This window comes from Aliirhizobium sp. YIM B11859, assembly GCF_057163345.1.
The window spans coordinates 627762-650801 of the sequence record NZ_JBXHAY010000004.1; the positions used below are offsets into that span (position 1 = coordinate 627762).

The following is a 23040-nucleotide window of genomic DNA, read 5'->3' on the forward strand; positions in this document are numbered from 1 at the left end:
TGCTCACGCATTGCCGGTGGCGGCCCGCACCAGCGTTTCGGCGCTGAGCTGGTGACGATCAAAAATACCGGCGGACAGCCCTTCTCGCATCACCATCACTCGATCGGACATGCCGAGAATTTCGGGGAGTTCGGACGAGACCATGATGATTGACAGGCCTTCGGAGGCGAGTTCGCTGATGAAGCCATGCACGGCTGCCTTTGAACCGATATCGATCCCCTTGGTGGGTTCGTCGAGGATGATGACCTTGGGCAGCGTTGCCAGCCATTTACCGATCACCACTTTCTGCTGGTTGCCACCGGACAGCGTACCGACCGGAACCGACAGGGCGGCAGCGCGGAGGTCCAACCGCTCGGCATATTGTCTCGCAAGCGCCAGTTCGTTGGCAGCTTTCAAAAAACCGGAGCGTGATGTCCGGCCAAGCGAGGGTAATGACATGTTCTGGAAGATTGGCATTGGCAGGGCAAGACCATGCCGCCCGCGCTCTTCCGGCACGTAAACGATACCGGCGGATATGGCGTCGCGCGGCGAGCGGATGTCGAGCATCTTGCCGTTCAGGCTCAGCCGGCCGGACGATGGTTGCGATACGCCAAACAGCGACTGGCAGAGTTCTGACCGACCGGCGCCGATCAAGCCGTAAACGCCAAGGATCTCGCCGCGTTTCAGCTCGAACGAGATGTCGCGATATTCGGTCGGATGGCAGTAGTCCTCGACGGACAATACCGTCTGTCCGATCGACACCTCGATCTTGGGAAAGATATTGGCGACATCGCGGCCAACCATCATGCGGACGATTTTATCCTGCGGGGTCTCGGCCAGACGGCCGCGACCTACGGCGCGGCCATCACGAAAAACCACGAAATTTTCGGCAATTTCGTAAAGCTCGTCGAACTTGTGGCTGATGAACAGGATGGCCTTGCCCTGTTTCTTCAACCCTTCGACAATGCGGAAGAGGTCGTCGATCTCCTTGCGGGAAAGGGCAGCTGTCGGTTCATCCATGATGACGATACGGGCTTCGACTGACAGTGCCCGCGCAATGGCAACGAGATGGCGTTGGGCGATCGACAGGTCCTTGAGGCGAATACTCGGGTCGATCTCGCTTTCCAGCGCCCGCAGTAAGGCGCCCGCACGACTATTCATGCTGCGCCAGTCGATCAGGCCGAAACGGGTTCGGGGTGCATGGCCGAGAAAGATATTCTCGGCAACGGTCAGTTCGTCGAACAGCACGGTTTCCTGATGGATGGCGGTGACGCCGGCATCTATGGCAGCTTGAGCGTTGGCAAAATGAACCGGTTCTCCGTCGATGAGGATGTCGCCTTCGCTAGGGCGATAGATACCCGTGAGGATCTTGACCAGCGTCGACTTGCCGGCGCCGTTCTCGCCGATCAGCGCGGTGACTTCACCGGGATGAAGCGAAATGCTGACGCCATCAAGCGCTTTCACGCCAGGAAAGATCTGCGAGATACCACGCATTTCCAGGACAGGCGCCGATCTCTCGACCAGCGCTTTATCGTGGAAATAGGTCATCTCCGGCCTCGTCTGTTCGACTGCGGTCATCATCACATCTGCCGTCTGGAAACTGTGGGCGACCCGGCGCCCCAGCGGCGCCGGGCGTAAAGTCTCAAGAGAGATCAGAAGATCTTCGAGAACTGATCGATATTCTTGGCGTCGTAGACAAAGGGATCGGCCATGGCGGCTTCGCCATTTTCGCCGATCTTGATCTTGCCCATGCGGCCGGCCGGGATTTCCGAACCGGGCTTGCCGTCCGCATCGCCCTTGACGAGATGATAGGAGATCTGGGCCGCCGAATAACCAAGGTCAATCGGGTTCCAGATGGCGAATTCCTTGGTCGCTCCAGACTTGATGGCGCCGGCCATTTCAGACGGAAGGCCTAGACCGGTGACATAGACCTTGCCGATCTTGCCGGCATCCTTCACCGCCTGCGACGCTGCGAGCACGCCAACCGTGGTCGGTGCGACGATCACCTTGACGTTGGGCTGCGAGGTCAAAAGCCCCTGGGCTTCACGATAGGACTTGTCGGCGAGATCGTCGCCATAAACCGTCGTGACAAGGTTCAGTCCGGCGAAGTCCTTCAGCTGCTTCTTCATCTCACCGATCCAGATATTCTGGTTGGTGGAGGTCGTTGTCGCCGAAAGGATGGCGAAGTCACCCTTGCCACCCTCCAGATGATCGGCGGCCAGCTGCAGGCACATTTTGCCGATCAGCGCGTTCGATGATGGATTGAGTTGCAGGATCCGGCCTTCCGGCGCCACGCCACTATCCCAGGAGATGACCTTGATGCCACGCTGCGCCGCCTTTTTCAGAGCCGGCACAACGGCGTCTGGATCGTTGGCAGAAATTGCGATGGCATTGACACCCTGGGCGATCAACGAATTGATGACTTCGATCTGGCCTTCCGCAGTCGTTGTGGTCGGGCCGGTATAGATGATCTCGACGCCGCCGAGTTCCTTGGCTGCTTCCTGCGCGCCCTTGTTGGCGGCTTCGAAAAAGCCGTTGCCGAGCGATTTTACCACAAGTGCGATCTTCATGTCGGCGGCATTGGCCGTAGACGACATCACGGCAACGGCGAACACCACCCCGAGTGCCAGCTTTTTCGAAAGTTTCATGTCAATTCTCCTCCCAAAGATTGAACGGTTGCTTCTCCTATCGCCGGCGCCTCACGCGACCGACGTGGTATCCTCCTCGATCATATCCGCAGCCTCTCCTGCACCGGCTATGATCAGCCTTACCCCGGCATCCTCGACCATGCGGACCGCATCTTCGCTTATGCCCTCGTCGGTGATGATCGTACTGACGCGTTCCAGCGAGCACAGGATCATGCTCGAACGCCGCTGGAATTTCGACGAATCGGCCATCACCACCAGTTCCTCTGCCTGATGCATCAGCTTCTGCTCGCTCTGGATCACCAGCGCATCCGGTTCCATGATACCAAGCGGACCAATGCCCTGCGCGCCGATGAAGATGCGCCGGGCATAAAAATTACGGATGGCGTCATTGTCGAAGGGCGACAGGATCAGGCTTTGCTCACGATAGATCGTACCGCCGGGTATCGTGACATTGTTCTTCGAATGCTTGACCAGATGTTCGGCGATGGCGAAGGAGTTGGTCATGACCTGCATTCGGCGCAACGCCATGTAATGCACCATCTGAAAGGTCGTCGTCCCGCCATTGATGATGATCGACTCACCTTCTTCGCAAAGGGCGACGGCCTGGCGCGCAATTGCACGTTTCTTGTCGATATTGACCGATTCCGACACTCTGAACGAACGGGCTGCCAATTGGCCGATTTGCGGTGGATACACAGCCTCCGCTCCGCCCCGAACGCGGCGCAGTTTTCCCTGCACATGCAGTGAAGCGATGTCGCGGCGGATCGTTGCCTCGGACGCATCCGTCAATTCGGCAATATCCTGCACAGTGATCACAGGCTTTTCCTGGATCGCGCTCAGGATGATGCGATGGCGTTCGCGTTCGTGCATGGGGTCCTCCTGATGCCAACTATTGCCGAATTCTTAAACTTGTCAATCATCAACGATCATGAAATCTTTTGTTGCGACGCAATATGAATGATTCTGATCGTTTGTGATTGACAAGTCGCAAGGCTTTGCGTGATATCCTCTCGCACGACCGGCGCGGGAGGACCAGTGCTGCCGATCGAAACGCTAGGGAGGAATGCGATGTCGGGTCAAACCCGCCTTCTCGATAACCGCTGGGATGATGCCTATGCCACCGCGCTCGATGAGCCGGGCAAGCTGCTCTACCGCTCCAACCTGCTCGGTGCCGATAAACGCATCACCAATTACGGCGGTGGCAACACTTCCGCCAAGGTGATGGAAACCGATCCGTTGACCGGAGAGGCCGTGAAGGTGATGTGGGTCAAAGGGTCCGGCGGCGATGTCGGAACCATCAAGCTCGACGGCTTTGCCACTTTATACATGGATAAGCTGGTCGCACTGAAGGGCCTTTACCGAGGCGTCGAGGACGAGGATCGTATGGTCGGGTTCCTGCCGCACTGCACGTTCAACCTCAATCCGCGTGCGGCCTCGATTGATACGCCGCTGCACGGCTTTGTATCATTCACGCATGTTGATCACATGCACCCGGACGCGATTATCGCGATTGCCGCGTCGAAGAACTCCCGTGACCTGACCCAAAAAATCTTCGGCAGCGATATCGGCTGGCTGCCCTGGCGCCGCCCCGGTTTCCAGCTCGGCCTCGACCTTGAAGCTTTCGTGGCGGCCAATCCGGGTGCCAAGGGTGTCATCCTGGAAAGTCACGGCCTGTTCACTTGGGCCAACGACGCCAAGGAATGTTACCTTCTGACGCTGGAAATCATCAACAAGGCGATCGACTGGTTCGCCCGTGAGACCGAGGGCAAGGCCATCTTCGGTGGCTCGGCCACCGAAAGCTTGGGCGCTGGCGAGCGCCGCGCCATTGCCTCCAGGCTGATGCCGGAAATCCGAGGCCGCATCGGTAAGGCAGAACGCAAGCTCGGTCATTTCGATGATCAGGATGCGGTGCTTGAGTTCGTCAACTCCAATGAGCTTAAGCCGCTCGGCAGCCTCGGCACGTCCTGCCCCGACCATTTCCTGCGCACGAAAATTCGGCCTTTGATCCTCGACTTCGACCCCACCGATCCGGATGTCGAGGCCGTGATCGCGGGCCTCGATAAGGCACTGGAAGATTACCGCGCCGACTATGGCCGCTACTACGAAACTTGCCGCCACGACAATTCGCCAAAAATGCGCGACCCCAACCCGGTTATCTTCCTAGTCCCGGGCATTGGCATGTTTTCGTTCGCCAAGGACAAGGCGACGGCACGCATTGCAGGTGAATTCTACGTCAACGCCATCAACGTGATGCGTGGTGCTTCCACCGTATCCGAATATCAGGGACTTCCGGAGCAGGAAGCGTTCGACATCGAATACTGGTTGCTTGAAGAGGCCAAGCTGCAGCGCATGCCGAAACCAAGAAGCCTGGTGGGTCAGGTTGCCTTCGTGACCGGCGGTGCCGGTGGCATCGGCCGCGCCACCGCGGCCCGGTTGATTGGTGAGGGAGCCTGCGTTGTGCTTGCCGATATCGACCAGAGCGCTCTGGACGAGACACAGAGGCAATTTGCCGAACGCTTCGGCGCCGATGCTGTGTGTGGCATCCAGCTTGATGTGACCCGGGAGGATGCTGTCGTTTCTGCTTTCGCTGCTGCTTGCGTCGAGTTCGGCGGCATCGATATTCTCGTGTCCAACGCCGGTATTGCCTCATCTGCGCCGGTAGAAGACACGACGCTTGCCATGTGGAGCAGGAATATCGACATTCTGGCCACCGGTTATTTCCTCGTGTCGCGTGAGGCCTTTCGGCTGTTTCGCCGGCAGAAGCTGGGCGGCAACGTGGTGTTCGTCGCTTCCAAGAACGGGCTGGCTTCGTCGCCCAACGCCTCGGCCTATTGCACCGCCAAGGCCGCCGAAATTCATCTTGCCCGCTGCCTTGCGCTGGAAGGTGCGGATGCCGGCATTCGCGTCAACACGGTCAATCCGGACGCGGTGCTACGCGGCTCTAAGATCTGGAGTGGAGAGTGGCGCGAACAGCGTGCGGCGTCCTCCAAGATCGAGGTGGAAGAACTCGAGGAGCATTACCGCAAACGCTCGATGCTGAAACTGAACGTTTTTCCTGAAGATATTGCCGAGGCGATCTACTTCCTCGCCTGCGACCTCTCGGCGAAATCCACCGGCAATATCATCAATGTCGATGCGGGGAATGCTCAGAGCTTTCCCCGCTGAGGTCAGTCTCATTTGCGCAGGATGACCCAGATGGCGTGGATGATGCCGGGTACGTAGCCGCAGAGTGTCAGCAGGATATTCAACCAGAACTGCAGGCCGATACCGACCTGAAGGAAAACGCCGACCGGCGGCAGGATGATGGCAAGAAGGATGCGTATGACGTCCATGAAACCCTCGTCTTGGAAAGAATTGCACGAGGTAACGCAGCTGGCGTCCATTCGTTCGCCTGCAGGAGGAGAAAAATGACGGATGTAATGATTTCGCCGGATCTGCTCGACGACCACAACAGGCGCAACGAGGAGGCACTCCGATCAGACTACGCTGCACTGGGAGAGAACCTGTCGCGACGCGGCATTGATATCGAGGCGATAACTCGAAAAGTTTCGGAGTTTTTTGTTGCCGTTCCCTCCTGGGGTGTCGGAACCGGCGGCACGCGTTTTGCCCGCTTTCCGGGTGGCGGGGAGCCGCGCGGCATTTTCGACAAGCTCGACGACTGCGCGGTGATCAACCAGTTGACCCGTGCCACGCCGACAGTTTCTCTGCATATTCCATGGGACAAGACGGATCTGAAAGAACTTAAGGCAAAGGGCGATGCGCTGGGCCTCGGCTTTGATGCGATGAATTCAAACACGTTTTCGGACAGGCCGGGTCAGACGCATTCCTACAAATACGGCTCGCTCAGCCACACCGACTCGGCGACCCGTGCACAGGCGGTCGAGCACAACATCGAATGTATCGAGATCGGCGAGGCGATCGGCTCCAAGGCGCTGACCGTGTGGATTGGCGACGGCTCGAATTTTCCCGGGCAGAGCCATTTTACCCGTCAGTTCGAGCGTTATCTCTTGTCCATGGCCGAGATCTACAAGGCACTGCCGGACGACTGGCGACTGTTTTCCGAACACAAGATGTATGAGCCGGCCTTCTATTCGACCGTCGTGCAGGACTGGGGCAGCAATCTTCTGATCGCACAGACGCTCGGTGAAAAGGCCTTTTGCCTTGTTGACCTCGGTCATCATGCACCGAATGCCAATATCGAGATGATTGTTGCCAGGTTGATCCAGGTCGGCAAGCTCGGCGGGTTCCACTTCAACGATTCCAAATACGGCGACGACGATCTCGATGCCGGTTCGATTGAGCCCTACCGGCTTTTTCTGGTTTTCAATGAGCTGGTGGATGCGGAACACCGGGGCGTCAAGAGCTTCCATCCTGCCCACATGATCGACCAGTCACATAACGTTACCGATCCGATCGAAAGCCTGATGGCGAGCGCCAACGAGATCCGTCGCGCCTATGCGCAGGCGCTTATCGTCGACCGCAAGTCGCTGGACGGCTACCAGCAGGACAACGACGCTCTGATGGCGACCGACACGTTGAAGCGTGCTTATCGCACCGATGTGGAGCCGATCCTCGCCGAGGCCCGTCGCCGTTCGGATGGCGCGATCGACCCCATCTCCGCTTATCGTTCAAGCGGATATCGCAAGCAGGTGTCGGCCACGCGCCCACCGACAACTGGTGGCAGTGGCGGAATTGTCTAGGCTATCAACCGCTGTGGTTCAGGGCCGCCTCGGCTCTCATCCACGAGCGGCCTGATCCGCTGATTTTTCCGATAGTGTCGGTCATGTGAACGCCGGAAAGGAATAGATGGCGGTGGGCCTGGAAAATTGACCTGTCGGCAACAGCTCTCTGCGGAAAATGGCGGACATGCTGCCGATCAATGCGCAAGCATATCCAGCATTGCCCCGATGCGTTCGAATTCGCGAAGATTGGCGGAGTTCGTTTTGCGCAACACCATGCGTATCTGCGTACGTACGGTTTCAAGTGATACTTCTCGGTTGCGGGCCACTGCCTCGGATGTCTGACCACCCAAAAGCGCCATCGCGACAGCGCTTTCTGCAGCACTCAGCCCGAACAGATCCCTCAGCAGCAACGGGTTGATGACCGTCGGGCGCGACAGCTCATGAATCATGATAAGAACCGGATCACCTTCTCCGGCAAAGACCGTGCTGGCGGAAATCTGTGTTGGTTGCGGCAGGACAAAGATGGCGAACTGGCGCGCTCTACCGTCTCTTCCGGCATCGCGTTCGAACCGCATCGCGCCACCATTGCCGCCAAAGGCTGCGTCGGAAATCATCGCGCTCAGCTGCACGGACCTGCCGCGATTGTCGACGTGCAGCCGCATTTTGCCGCTGTTCATCTCCGGCGAAAAATAGATTGGCAAATCGCGCTGTGACAAGGCGCGCGCCGCGGATGAATTGGCATAGATGACATGACAATCGCTATCGACAACGACGGCACTGCCCGGCAGAGCTTCGAATGCCGCATACCCCAGGCGTGCCAGATGCTCTGCCTTGTGCAGGCGCTGCCTCAACTGAAGCACACGCCTGACATGGGGGAGCAGGCGCGAAAGGGTTGATGTCTCCAGGTCGCCAAAGGCTCGGCCTTCGCGGAAGAGGCCGATGATTGTGCGGTCTTCGTCGCCGACCACTCCCAGCAACATGTGCTCCTGGCCATTTGGTCGGGCGAAATCCTGATAGAATTCGGAGCGTCGGTAGTGGTTGCCGTCCACCAGGTCATCTACCACAAGAGCGTTGGTCGGCCGATTTTGATTTGAGGCAAACCTGGTAAGGGCGGAGCGGACAGGATCCACACCGTAATAATAGTCGGTGTAACGAGCTTCGCCTGGCTCCGAGGTTTCCAACACATTGACTGATCCGCCACCGGCCTGACGAAAGCGCATCGAGCCGCCGTTCGCGCCGAGGCACTTTGACAGCGAGCGACCAACCGACAGCCAATCGCTGGCGCCGCCGTCATAAATGTCGTTGATTACGGTGTCGATATCCATCAACGCGCCACAAACCCGAACCGCCGGCCGGGCTCCAAAACAAGCTCCAGCGGGAGCATATTAAGAGAATCGGCACCTCATGTTGCCGAGATCTGCAAAAAATTAAAGATGATCGTAAAAGCAAGGTAAAGGCGTTTTTGTGTTATCGCAATTTGCCAGCGCCGATTCTGGCGGCATACAGGAAGGTCCGTAGCGCGGCAATCGATGATCCAACTGTCGTCGCGGAATGGCTTCGATGGCTTATGGCATATCCTGATGGAAGGCCGTACGGAGACTGCACGGCCTTCCATCTGCAGCGCCTTGGGATGGGGTAATCCCTTTCGCTGCTTCGCCGCTCCCCTGGAGGTCGAGATCGGCAATAGAAACCGCCCGTCATGAGGCAATACGCCCCAGGCCCTCAAAGCTTTTCAGCAGCATGGAGAGCCCCAGAACCGCGAGCAGAATACCGGCCCAGCGGTTTGCAAACGCGAGTGTTTCGAGGTTCAGCCGCTGCCTCAGAAGCGATATGCCGATGCTGAGTGTCATCCACCATGCAAGCGAGCCTGCAAAAACCCCGACCGGCAAGAGCCCGCCTGGGGCCGCGATCTGGCTTGCGAAAGCCGTGAGGGCGGCGGCGCAAAGCGCTGGCGTTACCGGGTTGAGAAAGCCGAAGCAGATTGCGCCGCAATAGGCGCGGGCAAAGCCTGGCGGAACACTGTCCGGTGTCGCGGCCACGAGCTCCCGTCGCCATAGCCGAGCGGCGAAATAGAGCAGCAAAAGCCCAGCGGCGAAGGTCAGAAGACTTGCATTCTCCGGTCGGCTCATCAGCGTCATGCCGCCGACAAGCGCGAGTGCACTGTAGGTGAGGTGCACTGTGGCTATGCCGAGCCCGGTCGCTATTCCGGCCCGCATCCCGTCCGCAAGCGTACGTTCAACGCACATTATACTCGTGGGACCAAAGGGTATCGCAATCGAAAGTCCGGCGCCCGCGCCCGCCAGAAGGCATACCATCTCGCTCATAGATCTCCCCAGCCTTGTATGCTGGAGTAAACCGACAACAATCCCCGTTTATTCGCGGGTGTCGAAAATTTTCTCAGCCACCGCCGGAAAGCTGGCTTCGGTAGAGTGTGGCGAAGGACGAAAGCTCGCCGGAATTAAGGTCGGAAACTGCCCAATAGATCAGGCCTCCGTTGGCCCATTTCATGACATTGGTGCCGTCGATGACGTCCGGCGCGCTGATGTCGCTTTCCGCTGAAGCGGTGACGGTGACGCTGATCGTATGCTGACGACGTTTGTAGACGATCACCGGCACGGGTTTGCCGCCGATGACGTCCACGCGGCCACCGACAAGCGGGAAGCCCTGGGCGGCAAAATTTGGCGCCGTCGGTGCGATGGTCGTCTTGCCGTTGAACCATGGCTTGACGACATGGTTGTCGGAAGAGGCGATGTCGAATGGTTGCGGGGCGATCAGTCCCCTAAGATGAGCGGCGAGGATCTCATTCTCGACCGTGGCAGCTTGTTCATCACCCTGCGTCACATGAACCGCGTAGCCGCCGCCGAGCCCACCTCCCAATATGCCGATGACCAGCGCCGCCGCGACCGATTGCCAATGAGCGGCTCTCAATGCTGCTTTGAGCTTAAGACCAATCGTTTCCCGCTCATCATCGCGGATTTCGTTGTTGTCGCGGGTCAGGTCGACGGAGAGCGAAGCGAGAATGGCGCCGCGCAAGTGCTCCGGCGCCGGCTCGCCGGGTAGCACATTGACAAGTCTGGAGGACAAACCCCCGAGCTGGCGCGCAAACGTCGCAAGTTCCGGCTCCTGTTCGATCCTGCGTTGCATGGAGAGCGCCTCGCCGGGCGAAAGTTCTCCGTCGTGGTAGGCATTGAGCAGCAGGATGGTCTCGTTGTCGATCGTCAATGCTCCATCTCCTTCAAATGGAACAGGAGGGATTGTCTAGCCTTGGCAAGGCGTGACATGACGGTTCCGATAGGCAGGTTGCTGATCGCTGCAATCTCCCGATAGCTTAGTCCGTGAAACTCTCTCAGCACCAGGGTTTCTCGCAGGTGCAGAGGCAGGGTTTCCACCGCGCTCTGTAATTCGGCCGAGCGTTGTTTGGCAAGGAGAAGCTCCTCCGGCGTCGGCACGGCGCTTCCCGTCAGGCCACCGGTTTCGATCTCATATTGCGTTTCGACCGATACATCCTCAAGCGAAACGAGTTTCGCCGGCCGGTGACGCTGCAGCCAGGAATAGGCCACGTTTCGCACAATTGTGAGGAACCAGGCTCGTGCATTGCCTTCGGCGAAGTTTTCAATGGCACGATAGGCCTTGATACAGGCCTCCTGGATGACGTCTTCCGCATCTGTCGCGTTGCCGGTCAGCCAGCGTGCGAGGCGGTATCCCTCGTCGAGGCGTGGCAATACGATCTGCGCGAAACGCGCCTTTGCCAGGGTCGTCATCGGTTCGCTCACTCGATGAACGAAAGCATGGCATTAACCTCTCAACCGTGTGTCACGCGGCAGGCTGTAACATCGAAAAGACACTGAACTTGGCCAACAAGTCAACATGGAACGCCAATTCTTTAAATCGAAACCGTCGATGCGGGTGCCCACCGGAGCAGCGCAAACAGGCCGGAAGCCGGGGCACATGTTCTCCGACCGTCGCCTTTGATCTCATCGATCATCGCGCGGCCTCTAATTGCTTGGTCAAACAATAGGCATCCGCCGCGCAGCTCTTAATCAATGCGCCGCGCGACTGAGCAAAATCTTCTCATGATATAATAATATCGAAAAAATAAGGTGCATTTTTTACATTTATGTTGACTCTGAACTCGCTCCGTTTGCTAATTGCCAAGTCTGCATCAATCCTCGCTCCGCCTTGCGTGCCGCTTCCAGAAGGACCATGAATCATGACGAGTTTCTTCCTCCGCCCAGATCGCCGTCAGTTCCTCGCGGGCCTTGCGCTTGGTGCGGTGCTGCCCTTCACGCCGGCCTGGGCGCAGAGCAAGCCTAAATCTGGCGGCACGCTGACGATCGTCAGCTGGCCGGCGCCGACATATCTCAATGCCGCGATCACCACTGCCGGCCCGGAGACGCTGATCAGCGGAAAATTTTATGAAGGTCTGGTCGATTATGCGGAAGGCATGAAGCCGACGCCGCAGCTGGCTGAATCCTGGGAAATTTCTTCCGATGGCCTGACGATCAAGTTCAACCTTCGCAAGAACGTCACCTGGCACGATGGCAAGCCCTTCACCTCGAAGGACGTTGCCGTTTCGGTCATGGAAATCCTGAAGGTCCATCACGGCCGCGGCCGGTCGACCTTCGCCAACCTGACCGAAGTGCAGACCCCGGACGAGAGCACGGCGATCTTCAAGCTGTCTAAGCCGCAGCCGGCGATGATGAAGGCGTTGAACGCGTCGGAATCGCCGATCATGCCTGCCCATATCTACGCCGGCACCGACATCATGGGCAATGCGGCCAACACGGCACCGGTCGGCACCGGCCCGTTCAAGCTCGCGCAGTATACGCGCGGCGAAAGCGTCATCATGGATCGCAATCCCAATCACTGGGACAATGGTCGCCCCTATCTCGACCGGCTGGTAATCCGTTATGTCGCTGACGGTGCTACCCGCGCTGCGATGCTGGAATCGGGCGAGGCGGATCTGGTGGCCTCGAGCCTTATCCCGCCGCTGGAAATCATCCGTCTTGGCGAGACTGAAGGTTTCGAGATCACCGACCATGGCTACGAGATCTCGTCCTCCATGCACCTACTGGATTTCAATCTTCGTCATCCTATCCTGTCCAACTTGAAGGTGCGTCAGGCTATTGCTCACTCGGTCGATTTCGCCTGGATCACCGAAAACGTCTGGTTCGGTTTCGGCAATGCCGGTACCGGCCCGATCCATCACGACCAGCGCGATTTCTACACGACTGAAAACGTGCCGACCTATCCGCTGGATCTCGAAAAGGCCGCGGCGCTGCTGGACGAAGCGGGTTATCCGAAAAAGGATGGCGGCGTTCGCTTTGCGCTCACGATCGATGCGCTGAACTACGGTGAGGAACCGCTACGCACGTCCGAATATATCCGTGAACAGTTGCGCCAGGTCGGTATCAATCTGACCGTTCGCTCCACCGATTCCGGTGGTTTCGTCAAGCGCGTCTATACCGATCGCGATTTCGACATGAGCACGTTTACCGGCAGCGCCGGAGCCGATCCGACAATCGGCGTGCATCGCTTCTACTGGTCGAAAAACATCAAGCAGGGCGTCGCCTTTTCAAACGGCTCCGGTTATGCCAGCCCGGAAGTCGATGCGTTGCTTGAGGCGGCGCAGATCGAGATGGATCCGGTCAAGCGTAAGCAGCTCTATGCAGACTTCCAGCGCAAGGTCATGGAAGACCTGCCGACCCTGCCGCTGTGCTCGACCGCGCGCGTCACCATTTCAGCCAAGAAGGTCAAGGATCATACCGTTGGCGCCGTCGGCCCGTTCGGAACCTTCTCACAGGTCTGGCTCGACGCATGAGTACAGGTGGAACACAGGCACCGGCGAGGCTCGGCTTCGTTGGGCGCGTGCTGAACCCGACGGCGCTGCGTTTTTTGGCGCGACGCCTCGGCCAGGCAATCATCGTCATGCTGCTCGTGGTGATCGCAAACTTCGTCATCATCCATGCCGCCCCCGGCGACATGGTTGATGTGCTCAGCGGCAATTCGGACATGACAGCCGAACAGATCGCCGAACTGCGGGTCCGTTACGGCCTCGATCAGCCGGTATTCATCCAGCTTGGTCGTTATCTCGGTCAGTTGGCGACTTTTGATCTCGGTTATTCGTTCCGCAATTCGGCGCCCGTACTCGACATCATCATGCTGCGCCTGCCGACGACCGCGACCCTCGTCGTTCTGTCCGTGGTCATCTCCTTGACGATCGGTACGGTTCTCGGCGTCATCGCCGCCCGCAAGGCAGGCCGGGTTCCCGATGCCGTCATCTCGACGGCGGCGCTGATCTTTTATGCGACACCGTCTTTCATCGTGGCAATTTCGCTGATCCTGATCTTTTCGGTCAAGCTCGGCTGGCTGCCGATTGCAGGCCTGACAACCGTCGGCAGCAAGTTGACTGGATTTGCCCACATCCGCGATGTCGCAGCCCATCTGGTCATGCCCGTCACGGCGCTCTGTACGTTCTACATCGCTATCTACGGCCGCCTGGCGCGCGCCACGATGCTCGAGGTGATGGGGCAGGATTTCGTTCGCACCGCCCGTGCCAAGGGCATGAGCGAACGGCGGGTCATCTATACTCATGCGCTGCGCAATGCACTTCTGCCGCTGGTCACCATGGCGGGCCTGCAGGTGAGCTCGCTGATCGGCGGCGCCGTGCTGGTAGAGACAGTTTTCGGCCTGCCAGGCATGGGGCGAACTGCCTTTGACGCCGTCTTTGAACGCGACACGGCGCTTCTGCTCGGAGTGATGTTCGTCAGCTCGCTTTCGGTCGTGGTCGTCAGCCTCGTCGTTGACCTTCTTTATGTCCTTCTTGATCCACGGGTCGAACTGAAATGAAAGCTCCCCCCGGAAAACTGAAGCGCTTCCTGCGCCATCCGAGCGGCATTGCCGGCAGCATCATCCTGCTTGCCGTGTTTGCCAGCGCCATCCTTGCCGGTGTGGTCTATCCGGACGGCCCATGGCGCATGGTCGCCCGCCCGATGCTCTGGCCGGGCCAGAACCCCGCGTATCTGCTGGGTACAGATGGCATGGGCCGCAGCATCGCCGCGGGCCTGATGCATGGTGCCAGGATGTCGATCCTGGTCGGCCTCAGCGCCGCCATCGTCTCCGTCGTGGTCGGATCCTTCGTCGGATCGGTCGCCGGCTATTACGGCGGACTGATCGATGACATCCTGATGCGCCTCACCGATGCTGTTCAGACCATCCCGTCGTTCCTGGCCGCCATCGTCATCGTCGGCGTCATCGGGCCGTCGCTGACCACCATCGTCATCTCGATCAGTGTCGTCTCCTGGCCGATGATCGCAAGGCTGGTGCGGGCGGAGTTCCTGAAATTGCGCGGACAGGATTTCGTCCTTGCCTGCCGGATCATGGGCATGACCGATGCCCGCATCATCGTCACGCAGATCCTGCCGAACTGTCTGAGCCCCATCGTGGTTGCTGCGTCCGTTCTGGTCGCTACGGCCATCATCGTCGAAGCCGGGCTGTCCTTCCTAGGGCTCGGTGATCCGAACATGATGAGCTGGGGCGCGATTATCGGCGGCGGACGTTCAGCGCTGCGCACCGCCTGGTACATCACGGTCATTCCTTCGATCGCAATCGTGCTGACCGTTCTTGCCCTCAACCTGATGGGAGATGCCCTCAATGACGTCCTCAATCCACGCCTCAGGGCGCGCTGAGATGAACGGCCCGGCATTGCTCCAGGTTTCCGACCTGTTCATCTCCGCCGGCCCCGATACTCCGCTGATCGAAGGTCTTTGCTTCGAAGTTGGTCCAGGCGAAACACTGGCGATTGTCGGCGAGTCCGGCTGCGGCAAGTCGCTGACCTCGCTGGCGGTCATGGGGCTTCTTCCGGACCAGCTTGGCAAGCACACGACCGGCCGTATCGAGTTCGAAGGCAAGGCGCTGACCGAGATGCGACCGCGTGAACTGCAGTCGATCCGCGGCAACCGCATGGCGATGATCTTTCAGGAACCGCTGACCGCCCTCAACCCGGTGATGACCGTCGGCGCGCAGATCATCGAAGTGCTGCGCAAGCATCGCGGCCTGTCGAAAGGCGAGGCCCGGGCCAGGGCGATCGACCTTTTGGCGCAGGTGCGTATTCCCGATCCTGAAAACCGCATCGACGAATATCCGCACCGGCTTTCCGGTGGCATGCGTCAGCGCGTGACGATCGCAATGGCAATGGCTTGCGAACCGTCGCTGATCATCGCGGACGAACCGACCACGGCACTCGACGTGACCGTGCAGGCGCAGATCCTCGATCTGCTGAAGGAAATCCGCGAACGCTCGGGGCAAAGCCTAGTGATGATCACCCACGACCTTGGCGTCGTGCGGCGCATCGCCGAGCGGATGATCGTCATGTATGCCGGTGTCGTCGTCGAGGCGGGCAATGTTGCCGATATCATGGTGGCGCCGCGGCATCCCTATACTGCAGGACTGATTGCGGCGCGGCCAAAAGGCAGCTTCAAGACCAACGGCCAACCACTCAACGATATTCCAGGCGCGGTGCCCGCCCCGCAGGCCCGGCCGAAAGGCTGTCTGTTCTCGCCGCGTTGTGGTTTCGCCACCGACGAATGCCGCGAAAGCCGACCGCAACTCACGGATACGGATGGCGATCGCGCATACCGTTGTTTCCATCCCATTTCGAAAGTCGCCTGATCATGCCAGCAGCACTCGAACTTATCGACCTTGTCATGCATCACCCGACACCCGCCGGTCTTTTGAAGGCGGTAGACGGTATCGATCTGAAAGTCGGAGAAGGGGAAACGCTGGGGCTTGTCGGCGAATCCGGCTGCGGCAAGTCTACCCTTGCGCGTTGTGTCGTCGGCCTCAACAAGCCGACCCGCGGTTCCGTCGTCCTCGGCGGCCGCGAGACAGGGCATGACCGTTCCGATCGTCTTGCGCGGGCACGACGTGTGCAGATGGTGTTTCAGGATCCGATGGGAGCGCTCAATCCGCGCCTGCTCATCCGCCAGATCATCGAGCAGCCGCTGAAGGTACACCAGCAGGGCAATGCCGCCGAGCGCCGTGCCAAGGTTGAGGCTCTGGCCAAACAGGTCGGTCTCGGCGAGCATCTGCTCGACCGGTTTCCTCACGAATTGTCGGGTGGCCAGCGCCAGCGCGTCAGCATCGCCAGGGCATTGACGCTGGAGCCCGACCTGATCGTCTGCGACGAGGCTGTTTCGGCCCTCGATGTCTCCGTGCAGGCACAGGTTTTAAACCTGCTGACCGATCTGCAGAAACGGCTCGGCGTAGCCTTCCTGTTCATCTCCCACGACCTGTCGGTCATTCGCTATATCTCCAACCGCATCGCCGTGATGTATCTCGGCCGCATCGTCGAGATCGGAGATTCGGAATCTGTCTGGCAGAACCCGCAGCATCCTTATTCGCAGGCTTTGATCGCCTCGATCCCGGATGAAACAGAGGTCGAAGGAGCGCCGGTTCTGGTCGGCGACGTTCCAAGCCCGATCAACCCGCCATCCGGTTGTGCTTTCCGCACACGCTGTCCCCGAGCCCAGACGCTCTGCGCCGAGACGCGGCCAGATCTTTCCACAGACGGACGCCCGCATGCGGTCGCCTGTCATTTCCCGGGCTAAGCGCATGACGACAGGTCTCCTCGAAAGCGGCATCGAGTTCTGGCACCGGATCGACAGCCCCAATGAGGCCGTGTCCGATTTCTCCGCCGATATCGAACGTCTGGTCGAGGCTTACCATCGCCTGCCGCCGGCCCCGATGGAAGATGAACCTTCGGATTTCACCGTCGCGCTGGCAGTGCGGCAAGACGATCGACCGTCTGCAGCCAATGCCGAGCAGTCCCGTGTTGCCGGTCTGTGTGAGACGGCAGATGCCATTACAAGGGGTGAGACGACGGCACTTGCGGTTGTCGAGCAGTGCCTGAAACGTATTGAAGGCGCCAAGCAGATAAATGCGGTGATCCGCTTCGATGCCGACGCTGCACGCGCAATGGCAAGCCATGCGGATGCGCTGATCTCGGCTGGGGCGATCCCCGGAAAACTGTCTGGCCTGCCGCTTGGTCATAAGGACATGTTTTATCGCGAAGGCCGGCCCGTCACCTGCGGCTCGCTGATCCGGCAAAATTATCGGGCGGATCGCACGGCAAGTGTGTTGACGCGTCTCGATGGGCAGGGTGCTATCCATCTGGCATCGCTGAACATGTCGGAATTCGCGCAAGGGCCGACAGGACATAATCGCCATTTCGGTCCAACCCGAAATCCGTGGGATCTCGCCAGAGTGACCGGCGGATCGTCGGCCGGTTCGGGTGCGGCTGTCGCGGCCGGCATGGTTCTCGCGTCGCTCGGATCGGATACCGGTGGCTCGGTGCGTCTTCCAGCGTCGGCCTGCGGTGTCACCGGTCTCAAGCCGACATGGTCGCGCGTCAGTCGCTACGGCGCCATGCCGCTGGCACCTTCGCTCGATTGCATCGGCCCTCTGGCGCGCAGCGCGCGTGACTGCGCTCGACTGATGTCGATTATCGCCGGCCCGGATGGATTTGATCCGACGGCCAGCGAACTGACCGTTCCCGACTACGAAGCGGGTCTCGACGGCGACATTCGCGGCATCAGGATGGGCGTCCCGAAATTCTATTTCCTCGACGGCGTCGATGACGCCATCCTTGCCCGTTTCGATGCGGCCATGCATGTGCTGGCCTCGCGTGGAGCCAGCTCTGCTTCGGTTGTGCTGGATGCAATGGATGAAGTCGCCACTTATTCAGCGATCCTCAGCAAGGTCGAGGTTGCGACCGTTCACGCCCACTGGATGCGCACACGGGCGCAGGACTACGCCATCCATGTCAATAGTCGCATGTATCCCGGGTTTGCCATTCCCGGCGTTTTCTATCTGGAAGCCTTGCGTCGTCGCGGTGCCGTATTACGCGCCTTCATGGCGGCCGCTTTCGCACAGTCCGATGTGCTCGTCATGCCAACGATCAAGGCCACGCCGCCGACCATCGCCGAAACCGACGTTGATGCCGGGGTTGAGGGGGCGATTCCGAAATTCCTTGGCCTCTCGGCCAATACCCGCGCCTTCAACTATCTCGGCCTGCCGGCCATCACCATCCCGATCGGCCTCGACGGCAAGGGCATGCCTGCCGGTCTGCAGATCGTCGGCAAGCCGTTTTGCGAGGGCCTGCTGCTGCGCATCGCCGATGCGTTTCAGCGCGACACCAACTGGCATCTGGCCATGCCAGGTATGCCGTGACGGAATGGTCTGGTCGTGAGCCCCCGCAGATAATCATAGAACAGGAGGAAAAGATGGACGACTATCTCGTGCAGCCGCAATGGCTTGCCGACCATTTGACTGACCCCAATATCAAGTTGCTCGATTGCACCTGGTTTGTGCCCGAGGCGAAAAAATCAGGGCTCGACGAATTCGCCAAGGGGCATATCCCCGGCGCACAATATATCGATCTCAATGCAATTTCCGATCCCGCGTCCCCCTTCGTCAACATGTTGCCGTCGGCGGAGCAGTTCGCTGCCGAGATCGGCAGGCTCGGCATCGGCAGCGACAATCTCGTCGTCATCTATGACGTGAGTTATGTCTCGGCGCGGCTGTGGTGGATGTTCAGGCTTTTCGGCCATGACAAGGTGCGCATTCTCGACGGCGGTTATCGCCGCTGGCTTGATGAGGGCAGACCAATCGAAACCGGCGCACCGCTGCCTGTCATGCCGGCCATCTTTGGTGCCACCGCACCCAAAGATCAGGTGGCTGGCTGGCAGGACGTCTTGCAGGCGATCGAAAGCGGCGACAGGCTACTGCTCGATGCCCGCACCCCGGGTCGTTTCACCGGCGAGATGAGCTCCGGTTATCCGGGCGTTGCCGGCGGGCATATGCCCGGCGCCATCAACGTGTCGTGGAACGTGCTGATCAATCAGTCGGCGCCGTTTCGTTTCGTCGCCCCGGAAGAGGCGCGAAAGCTGTTCGAGCAGGCCGGTGTCGATCTGTCTCGTCCGGTTATTTCCACCTGCGGCTCGGGTGTCACGGCATCCATTATCGCCTTCCAGCTCGAGCGTCTCGGCAAGCACGACTGGCATATCTACGACGCCTCCTGGCACGAATGGGGCCAGCGCGAAGACCTTCCAAAGGAGAGTATCTGAATGACGACGACCAGCAAGAGCGGTCTCGCGACGCGGCTGACACAGGCCGGACGCACGCTCGACAAATCCGGCATCTCCGTTAATCCGCCCGTCGTTCGTGCGTCGACCTTCGTGTTCAAGTCGCTCAGTGATTTTCAGACGGCTGGAAAAACACCTTATTCGACGCCGTTCTACGGTCGTGTCGGAACGCCAGTCAGTCTCGCCTTCGAACAGGCGGTAGCCGAACTCGACGGTGGTTATGCAGCGATTGCAGCATCCTCCGGTCTTGCCGCGATCACCGGTGTGTTCATGGCTTTTCTCAGCCAGGGCGACCATGTGCTGGTCCCCGATAGTGTCTATGATCCGGTGCGCCGCCTCTGCGCCCGTACGCTGTCACGCATGGGCATAGCCGCGACCTTCTACGATCCGATGATCGGTGCCGGCATCGAGACACTGATCCAGCCCAATACCAGGCTGATCTATATGGAATCACCCGGTTCCGGCACGTTCGAGGTTCAGGATGTTCCGGCCATCGTTGCGGTCGCCAAGGCCAAAGGCATCCGTACAGCCATCGACAATACATGGGCAACGCCGGTGTTCTTCCGGCCGATCGAACTTGGCGTCGATGCTTCCATTCAAGCCGGTACCAAGTATATCATCGGCCATTCGGACGGCATGCTCGGCGTGGTAACGACCAATGAAGAGGCGTTCCTGCCGGTGCGCGTCGCGCTTCAGGATACGGGTGCTTGCGTTGGTTCCGAAGAAGCAAATCTTGGCCTGCGCGGGCTGCGGACGCTGGGTGTCCGGTTGCGCCAGCACAACGATGCCGGCCTCGAAATCGCCAATTGGCTAAAAACAAGGCCGGAAATCGCAAAGGTCCTGCATCCTGGCCTGTCCGATTGCCCCGGCCATGAGATCTGGAAACGCGATTTCACAGGTGCTTCCGGCCTGTTTTCGGTCGAGCTAAATCCTGTCGACGACGGCGCTCTTGCGCGCATGATCGACGGTTTCAAGCATTTCAAGATCGGTTTCAGCTGGGGCGGCTATGAAAGCCTCGTGCTGCCGGCGCATCCGGAAACGTCGCGTGTTGTCAATAAGTGGACCGGCGGCCCGGTCGTACGTTTCCATATCGGTCTTGAGGATGTCGCCGACCTGATCGCCGATCTCGATGCCGGACTGTCGCGTTTGAAAGCGGGCTGAGGAAGGCCTTTACCTTCAGTATAAAAAAGGGGCCACCCGCCGGGATGGCCCCTTTCTTGTTCCTCGTGCCTTACCTCTTGGAACTTAGAAGCCGATCGGCCAGTGGTTGATCTTCGAGCCATCGATGAAACGGTCGTGGCGGAAGGCCGATGCTTCGATTGTCGGCGTCTTGCCCATCACGATCTGGGCCATCAGTTCGCCGGCTGCCGGTCCGATACCGAAACCGTGGCCGGAAAAACCGGTGGCGATGTGGAAGCCCGGAAGCGCGGTGACGCCCGAGATGACGGGGATCGCGTCAGGAGTGACGTCGATCCAGGCGCCCATGCGCTCGTTGACGACGAGATCCTTGAAGGCCGGGAACATTTCCTTGATGTTGATCAGCGCCTGATCGAGTACCTTATGGGCCGGCACAGGGCGCAGAATGCGGATGTCTTCGAATACGGTGCGTTGGTCGAGCGCCCATTTGCGCGGCGTCATCGCTTCCTGGAAGGAGCGCTTGCCGACGCGGAATTTCATCGCCTTCCATTCGTTTTTCAGCGCCGGAATGAAGTCACGCAGATAACGAAAGCTGTCGGGGACGATGTCGACCGGATGGGCCGAGCGCATCGAGAAGTTATAGCCGCCATCAAGACGCTTGCGGAAGCCGAAGCCGGGTCCGGAGCCGCAGCCTTCCGGGCCGCCCGAAAGCGGACGCGTGCGCATCACCTGCGACAGCAGTTTCAGCTGTGGCATCTTGATGTCAAGATTGCCGGCAAACAGCGACGACCACGAGCCGCCGGCCAGTACCACCGCGTTGCAACGGATGCGACCCTTTTCGGTGATCACCTCGCTGACCTTGCCGCCTGACGTCTCGACGCCGCGAACAGCGCAGCCGGTGACGATCGTCGCGCCGAATTTTTCGGCGCCGCGACCGATGGCGCGGGTTGCCATATGCGGTTCGGCAAAGCCGTCGCTGGCCGTATGCAGACCGCCGCCGAACTTGCGCGACGAACCGGGAATAAAATCGGCGATCTCGCTGCCGGAGATGAAGCGGCTATCGAGGCCATAGGGTTCTGCGGCTTTCATCCAGCCGGCGTACCGCTGGAGATCCTTCTCCTCGTTGACGAAATAGGTGATGCCCTTGACCCGGAAACCGGTTTCGCCGCCGACAACTTCGTTTAGAGTCTTCCAGATCTCCATCGAGCGCTGCATCAGCGGAATTTCGCGCGGGTCACGGCCCATCTTGCGAACCCAGCCCCAGTTGCGGTTGGACTGTTCTTCGCCGAGTTCGCCCTTTTCGCAGACCACCACTGACACGCCCTGCTGCGCAAGGAAAAGCGCCGTGCTGACGCCGATGATGCCGCCGCCGATGATGACCACGTCGGCCTCGGGCGGAACTACATTAAATTCTTTCGGTATGGTCATCTGCATGTTCATCGGGGATCCGTCGCAAATATGGCAGGGGAGGTGGGGCTGGTTGTTTGTCTTCACGCCGCAGCGGGCGGATTGGCTTCGAGATAGGAGAGCGCGAATTCGCGGAATTTCGTATTGGCGGCCGACTCCGAGGCGTCGTTCCATATCAGCTGCAACTCCAGCTGAATGCTCGGTGTTACCGAGCGGAAAACCAGCCTGTCGGCGCTGGCGACGTTGGTGGAGAACGGATTGACCATGGCGATACCGAGCCCTGCGCCGACCAGTCCGCAAACGGTGTCGTGCGACATCGCGTCGATCGTGATGTTGCGATCGATGCCGAGGCGGTCGAACAGCATGTCGACCTCGAAGCGAAACGGTGCGCCACGAGGGAAGCTGATGAAATTTTCGTCCCTCAGGTCCTGAAGCTTCAAGTCTTTCTTGTTCGCGAGGTGATGGTCTTTCGGCATCACGCAGACGATCGGCTGTTTCACCAGCATATGGGTGTTGAGTGCCGTATTTCCGTTTGCCTGCGTGGTGAAGCCGATATCGGCGGCGCCTGACACGACCCAGTCCACGACCTGATCGTGACTGAGGGTCTTCAGCGAAATGTTGATCTCCGGAAACTCTTCGCGGAACGCTGCGACCAGTCGCGGCATGAATCCGCTGATATAGGAACTGGTCATTGCGATGGTGACGCGGCCGATCTGCAGGCTCTTGATCGCGGCGACCTCGTTTTCAAGCTCTTCAAGCCCGACGAAGATCTTCTCCACCTGCTCGAACAGATGGCGGGCATCCTTGGTGGGTTCGGCACCGTTTCGCAGGCGCTTGAACAGCTTGAAACCGACGGCTTCCTGAAAATCACTGACCAGTCGGCTGACCGCCGGCTGCGACACTCCGAGAAGTTCGGCAGCCTTGGACATGCTGCCCATCGTGACGACGGCGCGAAAGGCTTCGATCTGACGTACGTTGAACTTGCGCAAGGGGTCTGTGCTCCAGCTTGACGGGAATTCACTTATAACATTATCGGAATAAAAG

The 23040-nt window shown here is 59.4% G+C and carries 20 protein-coding genes; 10 read left to right on the plus strand and 10 right to left on the minus strand.

The window, feature by feature from the left end; translation table 11 throughout:
• Window positions 1-3: 3 nt before the first annotated feature.
• The 3 genes from AC2GXZ_RS19290 to AC2GXZ_RS19300 form a co-directional block, all read right to left on the minus strand.
• The gene (locus AC2GXZ_RS19290) at window positions 4-1527 is read right to left on the minus strand and encodes a sugar ABC transporter ATP-binding protein (protein WP_483760872.1); all 1524 of its coding nucleotides are present in this window, start codon (window positions 1525-1527) and stop codon (window positions 4-6) included.
• Window positions 1528-1631: 104 nt separating this feature from the next.
• Window positions 1632-2627 carry a rhamnose ABC transporter substrate-binding protein gene (gene rhaS / locus AC2GXZ_RS19295; protein WP_483760804.1) on the minus strand — a complete coding sequence of 332 codons (996 nt, stop codon included), beginning with the start codon at window positions 2625-2627 and terminating at the stop codon, window positions 1632-1634.
• 51 nt (window positions 2628-2678) lie between these two features.
• Entirely contained in the window at window positions 2679-3497 is an 819-nt protein-coding gene (locus tag AC2GXZ_RS19300; RefSeq protein ID WP_483760805.1) for a DeoR/GlpR family DNA-binding transcription regulator, read from the minus strand.
• Between the two features lie 198 nt (window positions 3498-3695).
• Here AC2GXZ_RS19300 and AC2GXZ_RS19305 point away from each other — a divergent pair, with 198 nt between their 5' ends.
• Entirely contained in the window at window positions 3696-5792 is a 2097-nt protein-coding gene (locus AC2GXZ_RS19305; RefSeq protein ID WP_483760806.1) for a bifunctional rhamnulose-1-phosphate aldolase/short-chain dehydrogenase, read from the plus strand.
• Window positions 5793-5800: 8 nt separating this feature from the next.
• On the opposite strand, the gene AC2GXZ_RS19310 is transcribed toward AC2GXZ_RS19305, so the two are convergent.
• Window positions 5801-5959, minus strand: coding sequence for a YqaE/Pmp3 family membrane protein (locus AC2GXZ_RS19310; protein WP_483760807.1), 159 nt, complete (start codon window positions 5957-5959; stop codon window positions 5801-5803).
• 75 nt (window positions 5960-6034) lie between these two features.
• Here AC2GXZ_RS19310 and rhaI point away from each other — a divergent pair, with 75 nt between their 5' ends.
• Window positions 6035-7327: an L-rhamnose catabolism isomerase gene (rhaI, locus tag AC2GXZ_RS19315; RefSeq protein WP_483760808.1), complete on the plus strand. Its 1293-nt coding sequence runs from the start codon at window positions 6035-6037 to the stop codon at window positions 7325-7327.
• Between the two features lie 176 nt (window positions 7328-7503).
• Here rhaI and AC2GXZ_RS19320 read toward each other — a convergent pair whose 3' ends face one another.
• The 4 genes from AC2GXZ_RS19320 to AC2GXZ_RS19335 form a co-directional block, all read right to left on the minus strand.
• On the minus strand, window positions 7504-8634 hold the full coding sequence (locus tag AC2GXZ_RS19320; protein ID WP_483760809.1) for a helix-turn-helix transcriptional regulator: 1131 nt from the start codon (window positions 8632-8634) through the stop codon (window positions 7504-7506).
• Between the two features lie 372 nt (window positions 8635-9006).
• Window positions 9007-9633 (minus strand): LysE family translocator, encoded by a 627-nt coding sequence (locus tag AC2GXZ_RS19325; protein WP_483760810.1) that lies wholly within the window; start codon window positions 9631-9633, stop codon window positions 9007-9009.
• A 73-nt stretch (window positions 9634-9706) separates the two neighbouring features.
• Entirely contained in the window at window positions 9707-10531 is an 825-nt protein-coding gene (locus AC2GXZ_RS19330) for an anti-sigma factor family protein (protein ID WP_483760811.1), read from the minus strand.
• The gene (locus AC2GXZ_RS19335) at window positions 10528-11070 is read right to left on the minus strand and encodes a sigma-70 family RNA polymerase sigma factor (RefSeq protein ID WP_483760812.1); all 543 of its coding nucleotides are present in this window, start codon (window positions 11068-11070) and stop codon (window positions 10528-10530) included. Before AC2GXZ_RS19335 ends, AC2GXZ_RS19330 begins: the two co-directional genes overlap by 4 nt.
• 449 nt (window positions 11071-11519) lie before the next feature.
• Between AC2GXZ_RS19335 and AC2GXZ_RS19340 the strand changes: the two genes are divergently transcribed.
• Genes AC2GXZ_RS19340 through metC form a run of 8 tightly spaced genes read left to right on the plus strand, consistent with a single transcriptional unit; the run spans window position 11520 to window position 20613 of the window.
• Window positions 11520-13130, plus strand: a complete 1611-nt coding sequence (locus AC2GXZ_RS19340; protein ID WP_483760813.1) for an ABC transporter substrate-binding protein — start codon at window positions 11520-11522, stop codon at window positions 13128-13130.
• Complete coding sequence (locus tag AC2GXZ_RS19345) at window positions 13127-14158, plus strand: ABC transporter permease (RefSeq protein ID WP_483760814.1); 1032 nt, start codon at window positions 13127-13129, stop codon at window positions 14156-14158. Before AC2GXZ_RS19340 ends, AC2GXZ_RS19345 begins: the two co-directional genes overlap by 4 nt.
• The gene (locus AC2GXZ_RS19350; RefSeq protein WP_483760815.1) at window positions 14155-14997 is read left to right on the plus strand and encodes an ABC transporter permease; all 843 of its coding nucleotides are present in this window, start codon (window positions 14155-14157) and stop codon (window positions 14995-14997) included. Before AC2GXZ_RS19345 ends, AC2GXZ_RS19350 begins: the two co-directional genes overlap by 4 nt.
• Window positions 14963-15979 carry an ABC transporter ATP-binding protein gene (locus AC2GXZ_RS19355; RefSeq protein WP_483760816.1) on the plus strand — a complete coding sequence of 339 codons (1017 nt, stop codon included), beginning with the start codon at window positions 14963-14965 and terminating at the stop codon, window positions 15977-15979. Before AC2GXZ_RS19350 ends, AC2GXZ_RS19355 begins: the two co-directional genes overlap by 35 nt.
• A 2-nt stretch (window positions 15980-15981) precedes the next feature.
• On the plus strand, window positions 15982-16917 hold the full coding sequence (locus AC2GXZ_RS19360) for an ABC transporter ATP-binding protein (protein WP_483760817.1): 936 nt from the start codon (window positions 15982-15984) through the stop codon (window positions 16915-16917).
• A gap of 4 nt (window positions 16918-16921) precedes the next feature.
• Window positions 16922-18538 (plus strand): amidase, encoded by a 1617-nt coding sequence (locus AC2GXZ_RS19365; protein WP_483760818.1) that lies wholly within the window; start codon window positions 16922-16924, stop codon window positions 18536-18538.
• Between the two features lie 53 nt (window positions 18539-18591).
• Complete coding sequence (locus AC2GXZ_RS19370) at window positions 18592-19434, plus strand: sulfurtransferase (RefSeq protein ID WP_483760819.1); 843 nt, start codon at window positions 18592-18594, stop codon at window positions 19432-19434.
• A complete protein-coding gene (gene metC / locus AC2GXZ_RS19375) occupies window positions 19435-20613 on the plus strand; it encodes a cystathionine beta-lyase (RefSeq protein ID WP_483760820.1) in 1179 nt (392 codons plus the stop codon).
• Window positions 20614-20697: 84 nt separating this feature from the next.
• Here the strand turns inward: metC and AC2GXZ_RS19380 are convergent, their stop codons facing one another.
• Together AC2GXZ_RS19380 and AC2GXZ_RS19385 are read right to left on the minus strand one after the other, a co-directional pair.
• Complete coding sequence (locus AC2GXZ_RS19380; protein ID WP_483760821.1) at window positions 20698-22017, minus strand: NAD(P)/FAD-dependent oxidoreductase; 1320 nt, start codon at window positions 22015-22017, stop codon at window positions 20698-20700.
• A 62-nt stretch (window positions 22018-22079) separates the two neighbouring features.
• Window positions 22080-22985 (minus strand): LysR family transcriptional regulator, encoded by a 906-nt coding sequence (locus AC2GXZ_RS19385; RefSeq protein ID WP_483760822.1) that lies wholly within the window; start codon window positions 22983-22985, stop codon window positions 22080-22082.
• Between the last annotated feature and the right edge of the window lie 55 nt (window positions 22986-23040).

Bases quoted from the DNA above. Each gene is read 5' to 3' on its own strand.
- AC2GXZ_RS19290 (WP_483760872.1), bottom strand. From the start codon at position 1,527: ATGACCTATTTCCACGATAAAGCGCTGGTCGAGAGATCGGCGCCTGTC.
- rhaS (WP_483760804.1), bottom strand. From the start codon at position 2,627: ATGAAACTTTCGAAAAAGCTGGCACTCGGGGTGGTGTTCGCCGTTGCC.
- AC2GXZ_RS19300 (WP_483760805.1), bottom strand. From the start codon at position 3,497: ATGCACGAACGCGAACGCCATCGCATCATCCTGAGCGCGATCCAGGAA.
- AC2GXZ_RS19305 (WP_483760806.1), top strand. From the start codon at position 3,696: ATGTCGGGTCAAACCCGCCTTCTCGATAACCGCTGGGATGATGCCTAT.
- AC2GXZ_RS19310 (WP_483760807.1), bottom strand. From the start codon at position 5,959: ATGGACGTCATACGCATCCTTCTTGCCATCATCCTGCCGCCGGTCGGC.
- rhaI (WP_483760808.1), top strand. From the start codon at position 6,035: ATGACGGATGTAATGATTTCGCCGGATCTGCTCGACGACCACAACAGG.
- AC2GXZ_RS19320 (WP_483760809.1), bottom strand. From the start codon at position 8,634: ATGGATATCGACACCGTAATCAACGACATTTATGACGGCGGCGCCAGC.
- AC2GXZ_RS19325 (WP_483760810.1), bottom strand. From the start codon at position 9,633: ATGAGCGAGATGGTATGCCTTCTGGCGGGCGCGGGCGCCGGACTTTCG.
- AC2GXZ_RS19335 (WP_483760812.1), bottom strand. From the start codon at position 11,070: ATGACGACCCTGGCAAAGGCGCGTTTCGCGCAGATCGTATTGCCACGC.
- AC2GXZ_RS19340 (WP_483760813.1), top strand. From the start codon at position 11,520: ATGACGAGTTTCTTCCTCCGCCCAGATCGCCGTCAGTTCCTCGCGGGC.
- AC2GXZ_RS19345 (WP_483760814.1), top strand. From the start codon at position 13,127: ATGAGTACAGGTGGAACACAGGCACCGGCGAGGCTCGGCTTCGTTGGG.
- AC2GXZ_RS19350 (WP_483760815.1), top strand. From the start codon at position 14,155: ATGAAAGCTCCCCCCGGAAAACTGAAGCGCTTCCTGCGCCATCCGAGC.
- AC2GXZ_RS19355 (WP_483760816.1), top strand. From the start codon at position 14,963: ATGACGTCCTCAATCCACGCCTCAGGGCGCGCTGAGATGAACGGCCCG.
- AC2GXZ_RS19360 (WP_483760817.1), top strand. From the start codon at position 15,982: ATGCCAGCAGCACTCGAACTTATCGACCTTGTCATGCATCACCCGACA.
- AC2GXZ_RS19365 (WP_483760818.1), top strand. From the start codon at position 16,922: ATGACGACAGGTCTCCTCGAAAGCGGCATCGAGTTCTGGCACCGGATC.
- AC2GXZ_RS19370 (WP_483760819.1), top strand. From the start codon at position 18,592: ATGGACGACTATCTCGTGCAGCCGCAATGGCTTGCCGACCATTTGACT.
- metC (WP_483760820.1), top strand. From the start codon at position 19,435: ATGACGACGACCAGCAAGAGCGGTCTCGCGACGCGGCTGACACAGGCC.
- AC2GXZ_RS19380 (WP_483760821.1), bottom strand. From the start codon at position 22,017: ATGACCATACCGAAAGAATTTAATGTAGTTCCGCCCGAGGCCGACGTG.